Annotated in this window: 16 protein-coding genes and 1 tRNA gene; 11 read left to right on the top strand and 6 right to left on the bottom strand. The window is 58.8% G+C overall.

Features of this window, described 5'->3' with window-relative positions:
* Positions 1-235: 235 nt before the first annotated feature.
* Positions 236-1,792: a diguanylate cyclase gene (locus tag ACIP1X_RS04625; RefSeq protein ID WP_400749753.1), complete on the top strand. Its 1,557-nt coding sequence runs from the start codon at positions 236-238 to the stop codon at positions 1,790-1,792.
* 11 nt (positions 1,793-1,803) lie between these two features.
* On the opposite strand, the gene ACIP1X_RS04630 is transcribed toward ACIP1X_RS04625, so the two are convergent.
* Positions 1,804-2,196: a RidA family protein gene (locus tag ACIP1X_RS04630; protein WP_400749755.1), complete on the bottom strand. Its 393-nt coding sequence runs from the start codon at positions 2,194-2,196 to the stop codon at positions 1,804-1,806.
* A 114-nt stretch (positions 2,197-2,310) separates the two neighbouring features.
* Here ACIP1X_RS04630 and ACIP1X_RS04635 point away from each other — a divergent pair, with 114 nt between their 5' ends.
* The gene (locus ACIP1X_RS04635; RefSeq protein ID WP_212550668.1) at positions 2,311-3,204 is read left to right on the top strand and encodes a LysR family transcriptional regulator; all 894 of its coding nucleotides are present in this window, start codon (positions 2,311-2,313) and stop codon (positions 3,202-3,204) included.
* Positions 3,205-3,326: 122 nt separating this feature from the next.
* On the top strand, positions 3,327-4,487 hold the full coding sequence (locus ACIP1X_RS04640) for a radical SAM/SPASM domain-containing protein (protein WP_400749758.1): 1,161 nt from the start codon (positions 3,327-3,329) through the stop codon (positions 4,485-4,487).
* Here ACIP1X_RS04640 and ACIP1X_RS04645 read toward each other — a convergent pair.
* Positions 4,458-5,345, bottom strand: a complete 888-nt coding sequence (locus tag ACIP1X_RS04645) for a LysR substrate-binding domain-containing protein (RefSeq protein ID WP_400749761.1) — start codon at positions 5,343-5,345, stop codon at positions 4,458-4,460. The two genes, ACIP1X_RS04640 and ACIP1X_RS04645, sit on opposite strands and share 30 nt — an antisense overlap.
* A 111-nt stretch (positions 5,346-5,456) precedes the next feature.
* On the opposite strand from ACIP1X_RS04645, the gene ACIP1X_RS04650 reads away from it, so the two are divergent.
* From ACIP1X_RS04650 to ACIP1X_RS04675, 6 genes are all read left to right on the top strand, one after another.
* Complete coding sequence (locus tag ACIP1X_RS04650) at positions 5,457-6,509, top strand: agmatine/peptidylarginine deiminase (RefSeq protein WP_400749762.1); 1,053 nt, start codon at positions 5,457-5,459, stop codon at positions 6,507-6,509.
* Between the two features lie 4 nt (positions 6,510-6,513).
* Complete coding sequence (aguB, locus tag ACIP1X_RS04655; protein WP_400749765.1) at positions 6,514-7,422, top strand: N-carbamoylputrescine amidase; 909 nt, start codon at positions 6,514-6,516, stop codon at positions 7,420-7,422.
* 1 nt (position 7,423) lies between these two features.
* Positions 7,424-8,527, top strand: coding sequence for an extracellular solute-binding protein (locus tag ACIP1X_RS04660; RefSeq protein WP_400749768.1), 1,104 nt, complete (start codon positions 7,424-7,426; stop codon positions 8,525-8,527).
* 49 nt (positions 8,528-8,576) lie between these two features.
* Positions 8,577-9,698 carry an agmatine/peptidylarginine deiminase gene (locus ACIP1X_RS04665; RefSeq protein WP_400749771.1) on the top strand — a complete coding sequence of 374 codons (1,122 nt, stop codon included), beginning with the start codon at positions 8,577-8,579 and terminating at the stop codon, positions 9,696-9,698.
* Between the two features lie 50 nt (positions 9,699-9,748).
* Complete coding sequence (locus ACIP1X_RS04670; protein WP_053120706.1) at positions 9,749-10,774, top strand: GlxA family transcriptional regulator; 1,026 nt, start codon at positions 9,749-9,751, stop codon at positions 10,772-10,774.
* Between the two features lie 127 nt (positions 10,775-10,901).
* A tRNA-Gln gene (locus ACIP1X_RS04675) sits at positions 10,902-10,976 on the top strand.
* A gap of 113 nt (positions 10,977-11,089) precedes the next feature.
* Here ACIP1X_RS04675 and ACIP1X_RS04680 read toward each other — a convergent pair.
* Together ACIP1X_RS04680 and ACIP1X_RS04685 are read right to left on the bottom strand one after the other, a co-directional pair.
* The gene (locus tag ACIP1X_RS04680) at positions 11,090-13,078 is read right to left on the bottom strand and encodes a U32 family peptidase (RefSeq protein ID WP_400749774.1); all 1,989 of its coding nucleotides are present in this window, start codon (positions 13,076-13,078) and stop codon (positions 11,090-11,092) included.
* Between the two features lie 567 nt (positions 13,079-13,645).
* On the bottom strand, positions 13,646-14,026 hold the full coding sequence (locus ACIP1X_RS04685) for a RidA family protein (protein ID WP_053120702.1): 381 nt from the start codon (positions 14,024-14,026) through the stop codon (positions 13,646-13,648).
* Positions 14,027-14,164: 138 nt separating this feature from the next.
* Here ACIP1X_RS04685 and ACIP1X_RS04690 point away from each other — a divergent pair, with 138 nt between their 5' ends.
* Positions 14,165-14,863, top strand: coding sequence for an alpha/beta hydrolase (locus ACIP1X_RS04690; protein ID WP_400749777.1), 699 nt, complete (start codon positions 14,165-14,167; stop codon positions 14,861-14,863).
* Positions 14,864-14,866: 3 nt separating this feature from the next.
* Here ACIP1X_RS04690 and gstA read toward each other — a convergent pair whose 3' ends face one another.
* Positions 14,867-15,478: a glutathione transferase GstA gene (gene gstA / locus ACIP1X_RS04695; protein ID WP_400749780.1), complete on the bottom strand. Its 612-nt coding sequence runs from the start codon at positions 15,476-15,478 to the stop codon at positions 14,867-14,869.
* 109 nt (positions 15,479-15,587) lie between these two features.
* Here gstA and ACIP1X_RS04700 point away from each other — a divergent pair, with 109 nt between their 5' ends.
* The gene (locus ACIP1X_RS04700) at positions 15,588-16,478 is read left to right on the top strand and encodes a transcriptional regulator GcvA (RefSeq protein WP_400749922.1); all 891 of its coding nucleotides are present in this window, start codon (positions 15,588-15,590) and stop codon (positions 16,476-16,478) included.
* Between the two features lie 4 nt (positions 16,479-16,482).
* Here the strand turns inward: ACIP1X_RS04700 and ACIP1X_RS04705 are convergent, their stop codons facing one another.
* Positions 16,483-16,692, bottom strand: coding sequence for a hypothetical protein (locus ACIP1X_RS04705; protein ID WP_400749783.1), 210 nt, complete (start codon positions 16,690-16,692; stop codon positions 16,483-16,485).
* Positions 16,693-16,724: the final 32 nt, after the last annotated feature.

Here is a 16,724-nt window from a genome sequence, read left to right on the forward strand (position 1 = left end):
GAGGGGATAAATCCCCTCACCACAGGGTTTGTTTATTACTCACCCCCGAGAAACTGTTACCGCACTATTCCGGGCTGTGACAAAGGCAAGGTCTCTGCCTATCCTCCATGACATTCCCAACGTGGCAGCGACGGTTTCCTGTTTCGCTCCCCTCAGCAAAAGTCTTGTTCATGGATCTACTGTTACCCACATCGCTCAATGCCCCAAAGTTGATATCCACGTAGTGGGTGGCGGAATGAAGCTTTCCAGACCGCTGCCAATCGACCTGCGCGGACTGATACTGCTTTTTGTCCTGCTGTCGGTCGTCGCGACGCTGTGCAACAGCCTCTATGTCGCCTATCGCGTACAGCGTGACGCATTGATTCACGCGACGCTGGAAGCCAATGGCGCGTATGCGGCGAAAGTAGCTTCGAGCATCGGCGAGTTTCTCGGCGCGGCCCACAATCATTTGAGTTACAGCGCGACGGTGCTGGGCGATCACTGGGATGAGCCTGGGGCATTGCGCAAAGAAGCCATGCGCTTGCAGGCGCAGGACACCGATTTCAACTCGGTGACGATTCTCGATGCGAACGGGCAAGTGCTTCAGGCATATCCGGACAGCTTGCAGATCGTCGGCGCCACGCTGCAATCGCAGGGCATCCAGCAAGCCCTCAAAGAGCGCCGGCCCTTGGTCAGCGAGGTGTACGTATCCTCGGCGGGCAATCTGGTGGTGTTTGTTTCGCAACCGGTTTTCAGCCCGTCAGGTGTATTTCTCGGTGTGGTGGGCGGGTCTGTTTACTTGCTTGAGCAAAGTGCGTTTCACACGGTGATCAGTCGTCATTTCCATCACGACGGCACCTTCGCTTTCGTCGCTGACGGTAATCGGCGGCTGTTGTATCACCCTGACTCGAAGCGGATCGGCGAAGTGCTGGGCTGGAGCCTGACGGTGGATGCCGCGTTGCGTGGTGAAAGCGGCACCTTGCAAGGCGACAACTACCGCGGTGTGCCGATGCTGGCCGGCTACGCCCGTGTGCCGGAAGCCAATTGGGCTGTGGTGGTTCAGCAACCTCGCGAGCGCAGTCTGGCGCCGTTGGCTCAGCTGATGCGCGATATGGTTGTGGGGATGATACCGGCGGGTTTGCTCGGGCTGGCCCTAATCCTCGCTGGAACAGCGCTGATCGCCCGACCCTTGCGGCAATTGTCGGCGGCCGCCGACCAATTGGCCGCGCCTGACACCACGGAGCGCTTGAACCGGGTGCATGCCTGGTACCGCGACGCCGCAGCAATCCGTCAGGCGATGCTGGCCGGGGTGCAATTGCTCCATCAGAAACTCGGTCAGCTCAGTCATGAAGCGCAAAGTGATCCCCTCACAGGCCTGGCCAATCGTCGCGCCATGGACGCTGCGCTGAACCTGCTGGATCAGTCCGGGCAGGGGTATTCCGTGCTGGCACTGGATATCGATCATTTCAAACGCGTCAACGACACCTTTGGACATGACGCCGGCGACGTGGCCCTGCGAAGCGTTGCCGACATCCTCAAACAGAACTTGCGCTCGGGTGACTGGGCGTGCCGCTCCGGTGGTGAGGAGTTCGCACTGATTCTTCCGGATACCCCGCTGGATACCGCGCGGATGATTGCCGAAAGAGTCCGCGCGCACCTCGAAGAAACCGAGGTGCCGCAGGTGGGCAAGTTGACGATGTCCATCGGTGTGGCGTGCCGCGATGCAGACATTGCGACATCCCCAAGCGTGTTGAAACTTGCTGATGAAAGGCTTTACATCGCCAAGCAGAGTGGGCGCAACAAAGTGGTATGAAGGCCAGCAGCTTACGGCTGTTTGGCAATCACCTTGATCTCAAAGTCAAAGCCATACAGCCACGTCACACCCACTGCGGTGACTGTCGGATGCGGCGCATCGCCCCAGAATTCGGTGAGCACAACATTCCAGATCGTCTCGAATTTGCTGTGCGGATCGACGATGAAAATCGTCACGTCGACCACATCTTCGAAGCTGCAACCGGCCTCGCTGAGGATCGCATTCAGATTGATAAAGGCTTGCCGTACCTGGTTCTGCAGATCCGGCTCCGGCGTACCGTCTTCGGTGCTGCCGACTTGCCCCGATATAAATAGAAAACCGTTGGAGCGAATCGCTGGCGAGTAGCGATTGCGCTCATAAAGGGTACGGCGAGTGGCTGGGAATACGACATCGCGCTGAGTCATGGGGTGTCTCCATCGGTGAGTTGATGAAGCCACTGTAGGTATTTGCAGGCGGGCGATAAACGCGCAAGCTTGGCGTTCACTGTTTGTGAATCCCAAACAATCGAGGCGCGAACCTTGGATCGATTTGACGCAATGCAGGCGTTTGCCCGAGTGGTCGAGGCGGGGAGTTTCACCAAAGCCGCCGAAACCCTGCACATGAGCAAGACCACCGTGACGCAACTGGTGCAGCAATTGGAAGCGCGGTTGCGGGTGAAGCTGCTCAATCGCACCACACGCAAGGTCAATGTTACGGCAGATGGCGCTGCGTATTACGAAAAAGTCGTCAGGCTGTTGGCGGATATGGAAGACGCTGAAAGTAATCTGCCTGGCGTATCGGTGGTGCCCTCAGGCCGCTTGCGCGTCGACGTCCCGAGCCCATTCGCCCGGCACATTCTGATGCCTGCGCTGCCAGACTTTCATCGGCAGTATCCTGACATTCAAATCCACATGGGCGTCAGCGACAGGATCGTCGACATCATTGATGAAAACGTGGATTGCGTGGTGCGTGGCGGCGAGTTGCTCGATCAGTCATTGATGGCGCGTAAGGTCGCCGATCTGCCGTTGGGCGTATTTGCGGCGCCGGCCTATCTTGCCCGGGAGGGTATCCCCGAACACCCGCGCGATCTGGAGGATTCCCATCATCGCGTAGTTGGTTTTCTGTGGGCGCGTACCGGCAAACCGGTGCCGTATGCCTTGCACAACGCCAGTGAAAAGCTACAAATCAAGGGTCGGCATGTGCTGGCGGTCGATGACGGCAATGCCTATCTGGCTGCCGGTCTCGCCGGAATGGGTGTGTTGTGGTTGCCGACTTATATGTCCGATGCCCACGTCGCTAAAGGTGAACTCGTACGCCTGTTCGAAGACTGGCAGCTCGAACCCATGCCGCTCTATGTGGCTTATCCGCCGAACCGGCATATCAGTCTCAAGTTGCGCGTGTTCATCGACTGGGTGGTGAGTTTAATGGCCTGAGACACTTGGTGCGGTATTTGCAGGTGAGGTTGTCAATGTCGTCAAAAAACCAACACAACCGGCGAATCGAAAGTGTGCAGTGATGAGATGCACAGCTTTCGACTCATGGAGCAACACTCATAATGAATATGTACATCGATATCGTCGGCGCCTGCAATTTGAGCTGCCCTTCATGCCCGATGGGCAACTCGGAAAATCTCAATTTCAAAAAAGCCATGCAGCTCGACATGTTCAAACAGATTGTCGAGAAGGCCAAGGTCGAGGGCGTTGGCGCTATTTTTCTCTACAACTGGACTGAGCCTTTGGTTCATCCAAAAATTGGCGAGTTTATTGAGGTCATCAACGCTGCCGGGCTGGAGAGTGGCATCAGTACCAATTTGAATCTGGCCAAAAACATGGAAAAAGCCTTGTCGGCCGAGCCAGGTTACTTCCGTATATCGCTGTCAGGCTTCTACCAGGACACCTACAAAAAGGGTCATGTAGGCGGTGATATCGAAGTGGTCAAACAGAACATGATTGCTCTGTCTGAGATCAAGCAGCGCCTGGGTTTAAGCACCCGCATCGACGTTTACTATCATCGCTATCTGGATAACATCGAAGAAGAGTCACTGATGCGCGAGTTCAGTGAGGCGTTGGGTTTTGATTTCTCGACCGGTTATTCGGTGATGATGCCGCTGGAGAAGACGCTGGCTATCGTCGAGCGCGATCCGTCCGTCACGCGAACCGATTATGAAACCCTGGAACGTCTCGCGTTGCCGCCGTACGACGATCTGATCAACGTTGTCCAGCAATTTCCGCAACAAGCTTGCACGCTCAAAGATGACTGGCTGGTGATCGATTGCAATGGCACTACCGTGCTGTGCTGCACAATTTTCAATCAGACCGAATATCAGGTCGGCAAGTACCTCGACATGCCGCTTGATGAGCTCACACGGCGCAAATCGACGGAGAAGAATTGCGTCGATATGTGCAACCGCTGTGCGAAAAAAGGCTTGCACATCTACTCGATGTACCCCAATCAGAGTGTGCTGGAGCGACATGCAGTCAATCGCATCATTGATTTTGAAAATCGCAACAGCCAAGGGTTTACCGTGGACAGCGAGCAACTGGGGCGCGCCGGTGAAGTCAGTGCCGAAAACTTTGATGAAGCCCAGTATCTTCAATTGAACGAGGATGTCAGGCTCGCGATTTCCACCGGTGTCTTTTCCAGCGGTTATCAGCACTATGTACTCTGTGGTCGTCTCGAGGGGCGATTAGGCGCCGGCGTGTTCTCGGTCGTCTGAATGTGGGTTCAAATTGACCGATAGCCACGCGCTAAAGCTTTTCGCCATCGGGTCGTTCTCGCTATCGCGGTGAATCAACAGCGCCCAGTTCGGCCCACGAATGGTGCCTTCCACCAGCGGTTGCAACACGCCGTCAGCCCGCGCCTGACGGCTGAGCAACTGGCTCACCAGTGCGATGCCAAGCCCCGAACACGCGGCGTCCAGCAGCAATCCCGGATCGGAGAAGTTCAGCCCCTGATCCTGCTGGCCGACATCGATTCCGGCCTCGACCGCCCAATGGCTCCAATCCATTTCCCGCTCGCCATGCAACGTCGTGCGCTGTGGCGGCGGCAGCGCCAAAACGCTCGGATGACACGCCGGATAGAGGCGATCGGCGTGCAGCACTTTGAAACTGCATTCAGCCTGTGAACTGATGTCGTCGCGCACCGCCAGATCGATGGTCTGCGTGGCCATGTCCGGCACTTCGTCGGTGCTGTAAATCCACAGATCAACCTCAGGGTGCAGCGCGCGGAAATCCGCCAGGCGCGGCAACAACCAGTGCCGGGCAAACGCCGGCGTGGTGTTGAGCACCAGTTGATTGGGCTTTTGATACTGGCCCAAACGGCGAATTCCCACCGCCAATTGCTGCAGCATGGCCTGGGTGGTGCTGAGCAAATCGTGGCCGGCATCGGTCAGCGCCACGCTGCGTCCGCTGCGAAAAAACAGCGGCTGCTCCAGATACGCCTCAAGGCTGCGGATCTGCTGGCTGATCGCCGATTGCGTCAGGCTCAATTCTTCAGCGGCCTTGTGGAAACTGCCCAGTCGAGCGGCCGCTTCGAAGCCGCGCAGGGAGCTGAGCGGCGGCCAGTGTTTAAGCATATCGATAAGCTCCGCTAATCAGTTGTCTGCTAAATCCATCGTTTGTTTGCCGATTTTACGGCCCGTAGCATAAGCGCATTGAACACAGTGGCTTAACTAACGAGGCTTATCATGCAGCACAACGACAATAAAAACAGCGCCTGGATGATGCCGGCAGAGTGGGTGACCCATGCCGCGACGTGGATGGTCTGGCCGCACAACCAGACGTTGTGGGAATCCGGTTGGCGCGTGACGCTGGCGCAGGTGCAGGAAGATTTCGCTCGCGTCGCCAATGCCATCGCTCGGTTTGAGCCGGTGAAACTGGTGGTCGATCCATCGGCCATTGCCAGCGCCAAAGCCTTGTGCGGGCCGAACATCGAACTGATCCCGTTGGCGGTGAATGACAGTTGGTGCCGCGACTCCGGCCCGACGTTTGTCTGCCACCCGCAGCAAGGCCTGGCTGGCGTGAGCTGGCGCTTCAACGCCTGGGGCGGCAAGTCGGCGCACGATCTGGACGAAAGCCTGGCGCGCCGCGCGCTCAATCACCTCGGTCTGGAATGCTTCGGTACGCCGCTGAGCAACGAGGGCGGGGCTATTCATGTCGATGGCGAAGGCACGCTGATCACCACCGAATCGGTGCTGCTCAACCCCAATCGCAACCCGGGCATGAGCAAAGCCGAGATGGAAGAGATCTTCAGCCGCCTGCTCGGCGTGAAGAAAACCATCTGGCTGCCGGGCGATCCGGATTATGTCACCGGCGACATGACCGATGGCCACGTTGACGGCGTCTGCGCCTTCGCCCGTCCCGGTGTGTTGTTGGTCGATGCGACGCACGATCAATCGTCGGTGTACGCCGAAGTGGCGCGGGAAAATCGTCGTGCGCTGGAGCTGGCCACCGATGCGCAAGGACGCCGGTTCGAGCTGATCGAACTGTTCGAAGCCACCGACGCGGTCGACACCGAAGCGGAAGTGTTCTGCGCCTCTTACACCAATTTCTACATCGCCAACGGCGCGATCATCATGCCGGCCTATGGCATCGAGGCGGACAACGTCGCGGCGAACGTGCTGGAAAAAGCCTTCCCCGGGCGCGAAGTGGTGCCGGTGCAGATCAACCATCTGGCGCACGGCGGCGGCGGTGTGCATTGCATCACCCAGCAGCAGCCAGCCTGGCCGATGAAGGGTTGAAACCATGACAACGCTGACCATTGCTACCACCCAGATGCCGTGCACCTGGGATTTACCCGGCAACCTTGATCGTGCCGAGCAACTCGTCCGTGATGCGGCGAAGCAGGGCGCGCAAGTGATCCTCTTGCAGGAACTGTTCGCCACGCCGTACTTCTGCATCGAACAAAGCCATAAACACATGGCGTTGGCCGAGGAGTATCGCGACAGCCGCGTGCTCGCACGTTTCGCCGCACTGGCTCGCGAGTTGGGCGTGGTATTGCCGCTGAGCTGGTTCGAGAAGGCCGGCAACGCCTACTTCAATTCGTTGAGCGTGGCCGATGCCGACGGGCGTTTGTTGGGCGTGTATCGCAAGACGCACATCCCCAACGCCATCGGCTATCAGGAGAAGGAATATTTCAGCCCCGGCGACACCGGTTTCAAAGTCTGGAACACCGCGTTTGGTCGTCTCGGTGTCGGCATCTGCTGGGATCAGTGGTTCCCGGAAACCGCGCGTTGTCTGGCGTTGATGGGGGCTGAGGTGCTGCTGTATCCGACCGCCATTGGTTCGGAACCGGGCTGCGCGGCGCTGGATTCCCGCGACCATTGGCAGATGACCATGCGTGGTCACGCCGCTGCCAATCTGCTGCCAGTGGTGGCGTCGAACCGCGTCGGGCGCGAAACCGCGACCACCGATTCGAGCCTGCAAATGAGCTTCTACGGTTCCTCGTTTATCAGCGATCACAAGGGCCAGTTACTCGCCACAGCCGACCGTGACAGCACTGGCTTTTTACTGCAAAGCGTCGATCTGGCGGCCATGCGTGAAGAACGTTTGAGTTGGGGTATCTACCGCGATCGTCGTCCGGAAATGTATGGGCCGCTGCTGAGTCAGGACGGTCGCCACCTTCATGCACGCTGGAACACTCAAGGGGTTTGACATGGTTACCCACCACAAACGATTGCTCGGCGCGATGGGCCTGGCCCTGATCTGCGTGATGCCTTCGCTACACGCCGAAGACAAAACCCTGCGGCTGTACAACTGGGCGGATTATTTTGCCGAGGACACGCTGAGCCGCTTCACCGCCGAAACCGGGATCAAGGTGATTTACGACGTCATGGACGGCAGCGAAACCCTCGAAGCGAAGATGCTCTCCGGCGGCAGCGGGTACGACCTGATCTTCCCCGGTGACACCGTTGCCGAGCGCTTGATGCGCGCCGGCAGCCTGATGCCGCTGGATCAATCGAAGCTGACGGAACTGGCCGACATCGAGCCCGGTTTGCAGAAACTGCGCAGCCATTACGAGCACTCCAGCAAAGCTACGGTGCCGTATACCTGGGGCACCATCGGCCTGACCTACAACGAAGAAGAGATCAAAAAGCGCATGGCTGATGCGCCGGTCAACAGCCTCGACATGTTGTTCAAACCGGAGCTGGCGGCGAAGTTTGCCGACTGCGGAATTTCGATGATCGATTCGCCGGACGAAGCGCTGGCGGTGGTGCTCAATTACCTCGGTCGCGATCCGCGCAGCGGCAAAGCCGAGGATCTGGCAGCAGCCAGTGAATTGTTGATGAAGCTGCGTCCGTACATCCGCAAATTCCAGTCGCAACCGGTGACCGATCTGGTCAACGGCAACCTGTGCCTGTCGCTGGGTTACAGCGGCGACATGACTCAAGCCCAGCGCACCTCGGACAGCGCCGGCAAGCACACGAAGTTTCAGTACCGTGTGCCGCGCGAGGGCACCACGGTGTGGATGGACACTATGGCCATTCCGGTCGACGCCAGACACCCGGAATACGCTTACGCGTTCATCAACTTTGTCATGCGCCCGGCGAACATGGCGGCGATCAGCAATTTCACTGGTTACCCGACGTCCAACGCCAAGGCGCGGGCGAGTGTCGATGCAAGTATGCGCGACAACCCGGACATCTACCTCGACGAAGCGACCTACGCGCGTTTGATCCCGGGCAAAGACATCCCTCAGGCCGACATGCGCGCACGCATGCGTACCTGGACTAAATTCAAAACTGCCACTGGCCAATGATCCACGGCCGGCGCGTTCGCCGGCCCTGGTTTTTACAGGAATACACTGCATGTCGACTCGTCGTGAGTTCATCAAACAAGTCACCGTTGCCGCCGGTGTGGGCGCTGCGTTCATGGGCTTCGGTCTGTCGCCGGGCAAGGTGCTTGCGGCCGCTCAGGGGCGCTGGTTCATGCCCGACGAAGGCGACAAGCACGAACGCGCCTACATCGCTTTCGGCGCGCAGGACGCGATCTGGGAAGACTTCACCGAAGACGTCCAGGAAGCCCTCGGTCGCATCGCCCGTGCCATCGCCAAATATGAGCCGGTCACAGTGTTCTGCCGCCAGAACGAGCGCAGCATTGCCGAAGAATTTTGTGGCACCCGCAACATCACCTACGTCACCACGGCGCTGGACGACATCTGGATGCGCGACATTGGCGCCAACTTTGTCATCGACGACGAGGGCGGATTGGGCGCGGTGGATTTCAACTTCAACGGTTGGGGCGATAAACAGCAGCACAGCAAAGACGCGAAAATCGCCGCGCTCGTGTCCAACGGCGCACAAGCGACCTATATCCGCAGTGAGTTGACGGGCGAGGGCGGTGCTATCGAAGTCGATGGCCACGGCACCGGAATCATGACCGAGAGCAGCTGGATCAACCGCAATCGCAATCCGGACTGGAGCAAGGCCGACGTCGAAGCGGAACTGAAAGAGCGTCTGGGCCTGCGCAAAATCATCTGGCTGCCGGGGATCAAGGGCAAGGACATCACCGACGCTCACGTCGATTTCTACGCGCGCTTCATCAAGCCCGGTGTGGTGATCGCCAACCTCGACACCGATCCTGAATCCTACGATCACAAAGTCACGCTGGCGCACCTGGAAATCCTCAAGAACGCCACCGATGCTGACGGCCGCAAATTGCAGATCCACACGATTTCGCCGCCACTCAATCCGCGCAAAAGCAAGTTCAGCAAAAACAACCCGGACTTCGCTGCCGGCTACATCAACTACTTCGTGATCAACGGCGCGATCATCGCCCCGGAATTCGGCGACAAAGCGGCGGACAAGAAGGCCTTCGATCTGCTGTCCGCGCTGTACCCGGATCGCGACATCGTGCAGCTGAACATCGATGCCATCGCGGCCGGTGGCGGCGGGATTCACTGCGTAACCAGCCATCAACCACAGGCGTGATTGACTCTTTGGCGGATCAAGCCAACTATCGGCGCATAACAACATGACCGATGGAACAAAACTTGATCGAACGACGCCAATTCAGCGGAGGCATGAAGGGGAAAAACCTCCGCTATCTGAATGAGCAAAGCGCTGATAGCCCGCGCCTGACCCGTACCGGTTTTCTGCTGCTGGAACACTTTTCGCTGCCGGCGTTTACCCAGGCGCTGGACACGGTGGTGACCACCAATCTGCTGCGCCCGGGGCTGTTTGCCTCGCGCACGTTCGGCTTGGGCGACGGCGAAGTGGTCAGTGATCTGGGGCTGGTGATTCGGCCCGATGCACGTCTTGATTTGGCAGCGCTTGAAGAGCTGGATCTGCTGGTGGTGTGCGGCGGTTATCGCACCGAGCTGCGCGCGAGTGACGAGTTTATTCACCTGCTCAAAGCGGCTGCGGAGCGGGGCGTCAGTCTCGCCGGTTTGTGGAATGGTTCGTGGTTTCTCGGCCGCGCGGGTTTGCTCGATGGCTATCGTTGCGCGATCCACCCGGAGCATCGCCCGGCACTGACCGAAATCGCCAAAGCCACCCACGTCAGCAGCGAACCGTATGTGATCGATCGCGATCGGCTCACGGCGTCGAGTCCATCAGGTGCTTTCCACATGGCGCTGGACTGGATCAAAAGCCTGCACGGCAAAGCGCTGGTTGAAGGCATCGAAGACATTCTGGCGTTTGAGGAATCGCGTTACCGGCGGATCAAGCCTGACGAGAACATCTGCGTCAGTGCGCCGCTGCGTGAAGTGGTGAAGCTGATGGACGCCAATCTGGAAGAGCCGCTGGAGCTGGAACAACTGGCGGTGTACGCCGGGCGCTCGCGTCGGCAACTGGAGCGATTGTTCAAGGAACAACTGGGCACCACACCGCAGCGCTATTACCTGGAACTGCGGATTACCGAAGCGCGGCGTTTGTTGCAGCACACCGAGTTGTCGCAGGTTGAAGTGTTGGTGGCCTGCGGTTTTGTCTCGCCGAGCCATTTCAGCAAGTGCTACAGCGCGTTCTTTGGTTACCGGCCTTCAAAGGAAAAGCGTCTGGTGAAATAGGCGCGTTTTGGAAGTCTCTGTTTTAAAACAAAAAATATTTCACTTCGTGCTTCCCAAACCTCACAAACCTTGGTAAATTGCGCCCCGTTCTCACAGCGAACCTAACGAGGTAGCTGGAAAGAGCAGTAGGGGCGTCGCCAAGCGGTAAGGCAGCAGGTTTTGATCCTGCCATGCGTTGGTTCGAATCCAGCCGCCCCTGCCATATTCGAAAAAACGCCAACTTCGCAAGAAGTTGGCGTTTTTTTATGCCTGCGATTTGGCCAGGTTTGGTGATACAGGCGTGCGCGGCGCCGAAGCACCGCGTACGCCGTCCACTCAGTGCGGTGCGCGCGGTATGGTTTTCATCAGGTCTTCGGGGCTGATGTGGCCGACCACGCTGCCCGGTTGCGGCAGGTTGAGGATGTGGCCCTTCATCTTGCCGATGATGTGCATCTCGCACGGCTTGCAATCGAACTTCAGCGTCAGCACTTCATCGCCGTGGATCAACTGCATCGGCGCGACTTTGGTGCGCACGCCGGTCACGCCTTTCGCCTGTTTCGGGCACAGGTTGAAGGAGAAGCGCAGGCAGTGCTTGGTGATCATCACCGGCACTTCGCCCGGCTCTTCGTGAGCTTCATACGCCGCGTCGATCAGTTTCACGCCGTGGCGGTGGTAGAAGTCGCGCGCCTTCTGGTTGTAGACGTTGGCGAGGAAGGTCAGGTGCGAATCCGGGTACACCGGCGGCGGAGTGGTTTCGGCTTTACGGCCGCCACGCGGGTGAGCGGCGACGCGCGCGGCAGTCAGGTTCTCGATCACTTCACGGCGCAGGGCTTTAAGCTGCGAGTTGGGGATGAAGAAGGCCTGTGGCGCATCCAGCTTGATGTCGGTGGCGTGGTACTGCGTGGTGCCGAGCTGACCGAGCAGATCGCGCAACTGTTCCAGCGCTTGCTCAGGCTTGTTGGCGACGCCGAACGGGCCGTTGAGGGTGACGCTGGCGCTGATGCCTTCTTCGCTGGTAGCGGTGACTTCCAGCTGTTCTTCACGCAGACGTGCGACCCAGCTCAGGGCGACGCGACGTTCGGACGAAGTCTTCTGCAGGGCCTGTTGCCAGTTGTGGTCGAGGTTGCGGTTGAGCGGGTGATTCGGACGCAGCTTGAACAGGCCTTCGGGCATTTCGTTCGGCTCGACGCGATAGCGGTAGCGCTTCTCGCCGTCTTCTTCGAACTCGCCTTTGGCTTCAGCGATGTTGGCGCGGAAACCGACCACTTCGCGTTTCACCAGCACGTTCAAACCGTCACCGTTGGACAGTGGCTCGTGGGTGATGACCTGCATGTCGCGTTTGCCGACTTTCTCGACGGTGCCCACCGGCAGGCCGGTGAAGGTCGGCGAGTCGAAGGCGCCGATGTCGATCTTGCGATCGGTTACGAAGTAATCGGTGCTGCCACGGTGGAAGGTTTTTTCCGGGTCAGGCAGGAAGAAATGCGCGGTGCGGCCGCTGGAAGCGCGGGCCAGATCCGGGCGGTCTTCGAGCACGTCGTCGAGGCGCTGGCGGTAATAGGCGGTGATGTTCTTCACATAGCCCATGTCCTTGTAGCGACCTTCGATCTTGAACGAACGCACGCCGGCTTCGACCAGCGCGCGGATGTTGGCGCTCTGGTTGTTGTCTTTCATCGACAGCAGGTGTTTTTCGTAGGCGATCACGCCACCCTTTTCATCTTTGAGGGTGTACGGCAAGCGGCAGGCTTGCGAGCAGTCGCCACGGTTGGCGCTGCGCCCGGTTTGCGCGTGGGAGATGTTGCATTGGCCGGAGAAGGCTACGCACAAGGCGCCATGGATGAAGAATTCGATGGCAGCGTCGGTTTCGTCGGCGATTGCGCGGATTTCTTGCAGGTTCAGCTCACGGGCCAATACCAATTGCGAGAAGCCGGCCTGATCGAGGAATTTCGCTCGCTCAAGGGTGCGGATGTCGGTCTGGGTCGAGGCGTGCAGCTCGATCGGCGGAATGTCCAGCTCCAGCACACCCAGATCCTGAACGATCAGCGCGTCGACACCGGCGTCGTACAACTGATGGATCAGCTTGCGCGCCGGTTCCAGTTCGTTGTCGTGCAGGATGGTGTTGATCGTGGTGAAAATGCGCGCGTGATAACGGCGGGCGAATTCGACCAGCTCGGCGATTTCGCCGACTTCGTTGCAGGCGTTGTGGCGCGCACCGAAGCTCGGGCCGCCGATGTACACGGCGTCGGCGCCGTGCAGGATCGCCTCACGGGCGATGGCGACATCGCGGGCAGGGCTGAGCAATTCCAGATGATGCTTGGGCAAGGACATAGTTTTTTTAGTCAGGCTGTCACGGTTAGGCGCGCATTCTACCCCCGAAATGCGCGCCCGGCACGCCCGTGCTGCCCGATGGCACCGGGCCCTTGCAGGAGCTACGGCATGCTGCGATCTTTTGACCTTTTCAGATCAAGATCAAAAGATCGCAGCGTTCCGCAGCTCCTACAGGGCTCTATATCCATCACAGATCACTGTGGGAGCGGTGGTCGCCGAATAGGTGGGCGACATAGAAACCTGTGGGAGTGAGCCTGCTCGCGAAAGCGATGGTGCATCCAACATAGCCGTCGCCTGACCTGACGCCTTCGCGAGCAAGCCCGCTCCCACAGGGTTGGGCGGTGGTCGCCGAATAGGTGGGCGAAACAAAAACCTGTAGGAGTGAGCCTGCTCGCGAAAGCGGTGGTGCATCCAATAAAGATGTCGCCTGACCAGACACCTTCGCCAGCAGGCTGGCTCCCACAGGGTTGGGCGGTGGTCGCCGAGTAGGTGGGCGACATAGAAACCTGTGGGAGCGGGCTTGCCCGCGAAGGCGTCAGTTGGTTCGGCGCAAGGCTGGGGTGAAAATCAGGCCTTGGCGGCCATGGCGGTGACTTCTACGCGCATGCCTTCGACCGCCAGGGACGCAACGCCAACCGCAGCACGTACCGGCCATGGCTTGGCGAAGTAGCGTTTGTAAACTTCGTTAAACGCGGCGCGATCGGCCATGTCGGTGAGGTAGATGGTCAGGTGCATGACGCGATCCATCGAGCTGCCCGCACGTTCCAGTGCAACCTTCAGCGCTTGCAGGGTGCATTCGCTTTGCAGGGTGATATCGCCGAGTTCCAGGCTGCCATCGGCACGGGTCGGAATCTGCGTGGACATCATGATCCCGTTGAACGTGGTCACGTCCGAGGAAATGGAGTCCGCGTCCGGATCGGGAGTGAAGATGATGTCTTGGTTGGCCATGGGTGATCCCTTGTGTGAGCGACTAAGAATCGCGCCAGTTTACAGATTCGTCACCGACATGGCCCGTTTCGGCATTCGGCACCATACTTCGGCGCGGTATTGGCAAACGATCTTCTCTTCTCAGACAGGAGCAGGGCCATGAGCAACAAACCGACGATTGTGCTGGTTCACGGATTCTGGGGTGGCGCCGCGCATTGGGGCAAAGTCATCCTCGAGTTGGCGCGCAAGGGCTACACCGATATTCACGCGGTGGAAATGCCGCTGACATCCCTCGCCGACGACGCCGAACGCACGCGCAAAATGATCGCGCAACAAAGCGGCCCGGTGTTGCTGGTCGGCCACTCTTACGGTGGCGCAGTGATCACCGAGGCGGGTAATCAGCCGAACGTCGTCGGCCTGGTGTACATCGCCGCGTTCGCCCCGGATGCCGGCGAAAGCCCCGGCGGTCTGACTCAGCAACACCTGCCGGCCGCCGCGCCGAATCTTGCGCCGGACAGCGACGGTTTCCTCTGGCTCAAAGCCGATAAATTCCACGAAAGTTTTTGCCAGGATCTCAGCGCCGATGAAGCACTGGTCATGGCCGTCGCACAGAAGGCCCCGTTGGCCAGCACCTTCGGCGACACGATCAGCAATCCGGCATGGAAGAACAAGCCGTCGTGGTATCAGATCTCCACCGAAGACCACATGATCCACCCCGACAATCAGCGGCAGATGTCGGCAAAACTCGGTGCGAAAAAGATCATCACACTGGATGCCAGCCATGCCTCGCTGGCCTCGCGTGCCGCTGAGGTGGCGGCGTTTATCGATGAGGCGGCAACGGCTGCGGTGAAACCTTAGGGATCAGACCGGCTGCGTCGCCGCCTCAGCCGCGAGGGCTGCAAGGACACTCGGTCGAGCGGCGATGCGCTGCATGTAAGCAGCCAGCGTCGGCCAATCTTCAATGCTGATGTTGAAGGTCGGCAGCCAGGTCAGAACGGTGAACAGATAGGCGTCGGCGACGCTAAACCAACCCAGCAGATAATCCTGCTCGGCAAGCGTCTGGCTCAAAAAATCCAGGCGCTTGTACAGCTTCAACTTGAAAATATCCTTCACTGGTTCCGGGATCTCGCTGCTGAACAGCGGCGCACTGGCGCCATGAATTTCCGAACTGATGAAGTTCAACCACTCCTGCAAACGCACGCGCTCCCACGTGCCATTGGCCGGCGCCAGTGCATGCCCCGGCACCTGATCGGCAACAAACTGCAAAATCGCCGGCCCCTCGGTCAGCACCTTGCCGTCATTCAGCATCAGCGCCGCCACATAACCTTTGGGATTGATCTCGCGAAAATCCCGCCCGTCAGCGGTGCGTTTGGTTTGATTGTTGACACGAATCAGCTCGAACGGCAGCCCCAATTCCCGCAGCACAATGTGCGGAGACAGCGAGCAGGTCATCGGCGCGAAATACAGTTTCATGGCACTTCCTTGAAATGGAGAGGCGCCAGAATCGTTTTCCGCCAAGGCTTTGGCAAAGGTCATTTCCAGTGCTAGCGTATGACAAAATCTCATGAGCACTGAACGAACGATGGCCAGCCGACTGCCTTCACTCAATGGATTGCGCGCCTTTGAATCCGCGGCCCGCCACATGAGCTTTACCTTGGCTGCCGCAGAGCTGAATGTCACTCAGACCGCCATCAGTCATCAAATTCGCCGGCTCGAAGAGGAACTCGGCGTTCAGTTGTTCCTGCGACTGAAAGACGGACTCGCGCTCACCGACGACGGGCAAGCTTATCTGCCCGGCATCCGCACGGCGTTTCAAGCACTGCGCCAGTCCACCGAGCAACTGCTTGAGTCTCGCCATAACAGCGTGCTGACTATCAGCACGCTGGTTTCGGTGGCATCAAAATGGTTGCTGCCGCGCTTGCCAGCCTTTCAGCAAGCCTTTCCCGACATCGACGTGCGGGTCAGCGCTTCCACCGATCTGGTGGATTTTCGCAAGGGCGGCATTGATACGGCGATTCGTTACGGCCGTGGCGACTGGCCAGGGTTACGCGCTGATTGGCTGATGTCCGATGAAATTTTCCCGGTGTGCAGCCCGGCATTGTTGAACAGCAATCCGTTGAACGCCCCGGCAGACCTGGCCCATCACACCTTGCTGCAAGTCAGCGGCATGACCACTCAAGACTGGGCGGCATGGCTCGGCGCGGCAGGTCAGCCGCAGCAACTGGCCGAAGGATCACGGTTAACTTTCGATCTGGCATTGATGGCCGTGCAAGCGGCAATAGACGGGCAGGGCGTGTGCATCGGGCGTTCGACGTATGTCGAGGATGATTTGCGCGCGGGACGGCTGGTGGCGCCGTTTGCTCTGCGTTTGCAGGATGACTTGGGTTTCTATCTGGTTACGCCCCATGAAACCGCGGGTTCGAAGAAGAACACGGCGTTGAGAAACTGGTTGTTAGCGCAATCAAACGCTTAAGAACTCAGTGCAGCGTAACCACCCGGCGACTTTCGCCAATGCGGATCCGGTCGAGTGCGCGATTCAATGCATCAAGCGCATCGAGCAAAGCTTTGGCCTCGGCTTCGCGACCATCGCCCCAGAGCCGTTCAGCCATTTTGTTCAAGGCCTGAATCGATCGCTCGATTTCGGCGGCGGTGACGGCTTCTTTGTTTGGTGGCGTTTTCTTCGGCATTGATCAACCTGTTCACTGAGTCCAGCCGCTGA

Source organism: Pseudomonas sp. NPDC088885 (assembly GCF_044750025.1).
Classification (GTDB): domain Bacteria; phylum Pseudomonadota; class Gammaproteobacteria; order Pseudomonadales; family Pseudomonadaceae; genus Aquipseudomonas; species Aquipseudomonas rustica.

What these genes read in the sequence shown, in the direction of transcription:
- ACIP1X_RS04625 (WP_400749753.1), top strand. Translation starts at nt 236, where the DNA reads ATGAAGCTTTCCAGACCGCTGCCAATCGACCTGCGCGGACTGATACTG.
- ACIP1X_RS04630 (WP_400749755.1), bottom strand. Translation starts at nt 2,196, where the DNA reads ATGACTCAGCGCGATGTCGTATTCCCAGCCACTCGCCGTACCCTTTAT.
- ACIP1X_RS04640 (WP_400749758.1), top strand. Translation starts at nt 3,327, where the DNA reads ATGAATATGTACATCGATATCGTCGGCGCCTGCAATTTGAGCTGCCCT.
- ACIP1X_RS04645 (WP_400749761.1), bottom strand. Translation starts at nt 5,345, where the DNA reads ATGCTTAAACACTGGCCGCCGCTCAGCTCCCTGCGCGGCTTCGAAGCG.
- ACIP1X_RS04650 (WP_400749762.1), top strand. Translation starts at nt 5,457, where the DNA reads ATGCAGCACAACGACAATAAAAACAGCGCCTGGATGATGCCGGCAGAG.
- aguB (WP_400749765.1), top strand. Translation starts at nt 6,514, where the DNA reads ATGACAACGCTGACCATTGCTACCACCCAGATGCCGTGCACCTGGGAT.
- ACIP1X_RS04660 (WP_400749768.1), top strand. Translation starts at nt 7,424, where the DNA reads ATGGTTACCCACCACAAACGATTGCTCGGCGCGATGGGCCTGGCCCTG.
- ACIP1X_RS04665 (WP_400749771.1), top strand. Translation starts at nt 8,577, where the DNA reads ATGTCGACTCGTCGTGAGTTCATCAAACAAGTCACCGTTGCCGCCGGT.
- ACIP1X_RS04670 (WP_053120706.1), top strand. Translation starts at nt 9,749, where the DNA reads ATGGAACAAAACTTGATCGAACGACGCCAATTCAGCGGAGGCATGAAG.
- ACIP1X_RS04680 (WP_400749774.1), bottom strand. Translation starts at nt 13,078, where the DNA reads ATGTCCTTGCCCAAGCATCATCTGGAATTGCTCAGCCCTGCCCGCGAT.
- ACIP1X_RS04685 (WP_053120702.1), bottom strand. Translation starts at nt 14,026, where the DNA reads ATGGCCAACCAAGACATCATCTTCACTCCCGATCCGGACGCGGACTCC.
- ACIP1X_RS04690 (WP_400749777.1), top strand. Translation starts at nt 14,165, where the DNA reads ATGAGCAACAAACCGACGATTGTGCTGGTTCACGGATTCTGGGGTGGC.
- gstA (WP_400749780.1), bottom strand. Translation starts at nt 15,478, where the DNA reads ATGAAACTGTATTTCGCGCCGATGACCTGCTCGCTGTCTCCGCACATT.
- ACIP1X_RS04700 (WP_400749922.1), top strand. Translation starts at nt 15,588, where the DNA reads ATGGCCAGCCGACTGCCTTCACTCAATGGATTGCGCGCCTTTGAATCC.
- ACIP1X_RS04705 (WP_400749783.1), bottom strand. Translation starts at nt 16,692, where the DNA reads ATGCCGAAGAAAACGCCACCAAACAAAGAAGCCGTCACCGCCGCCGAA.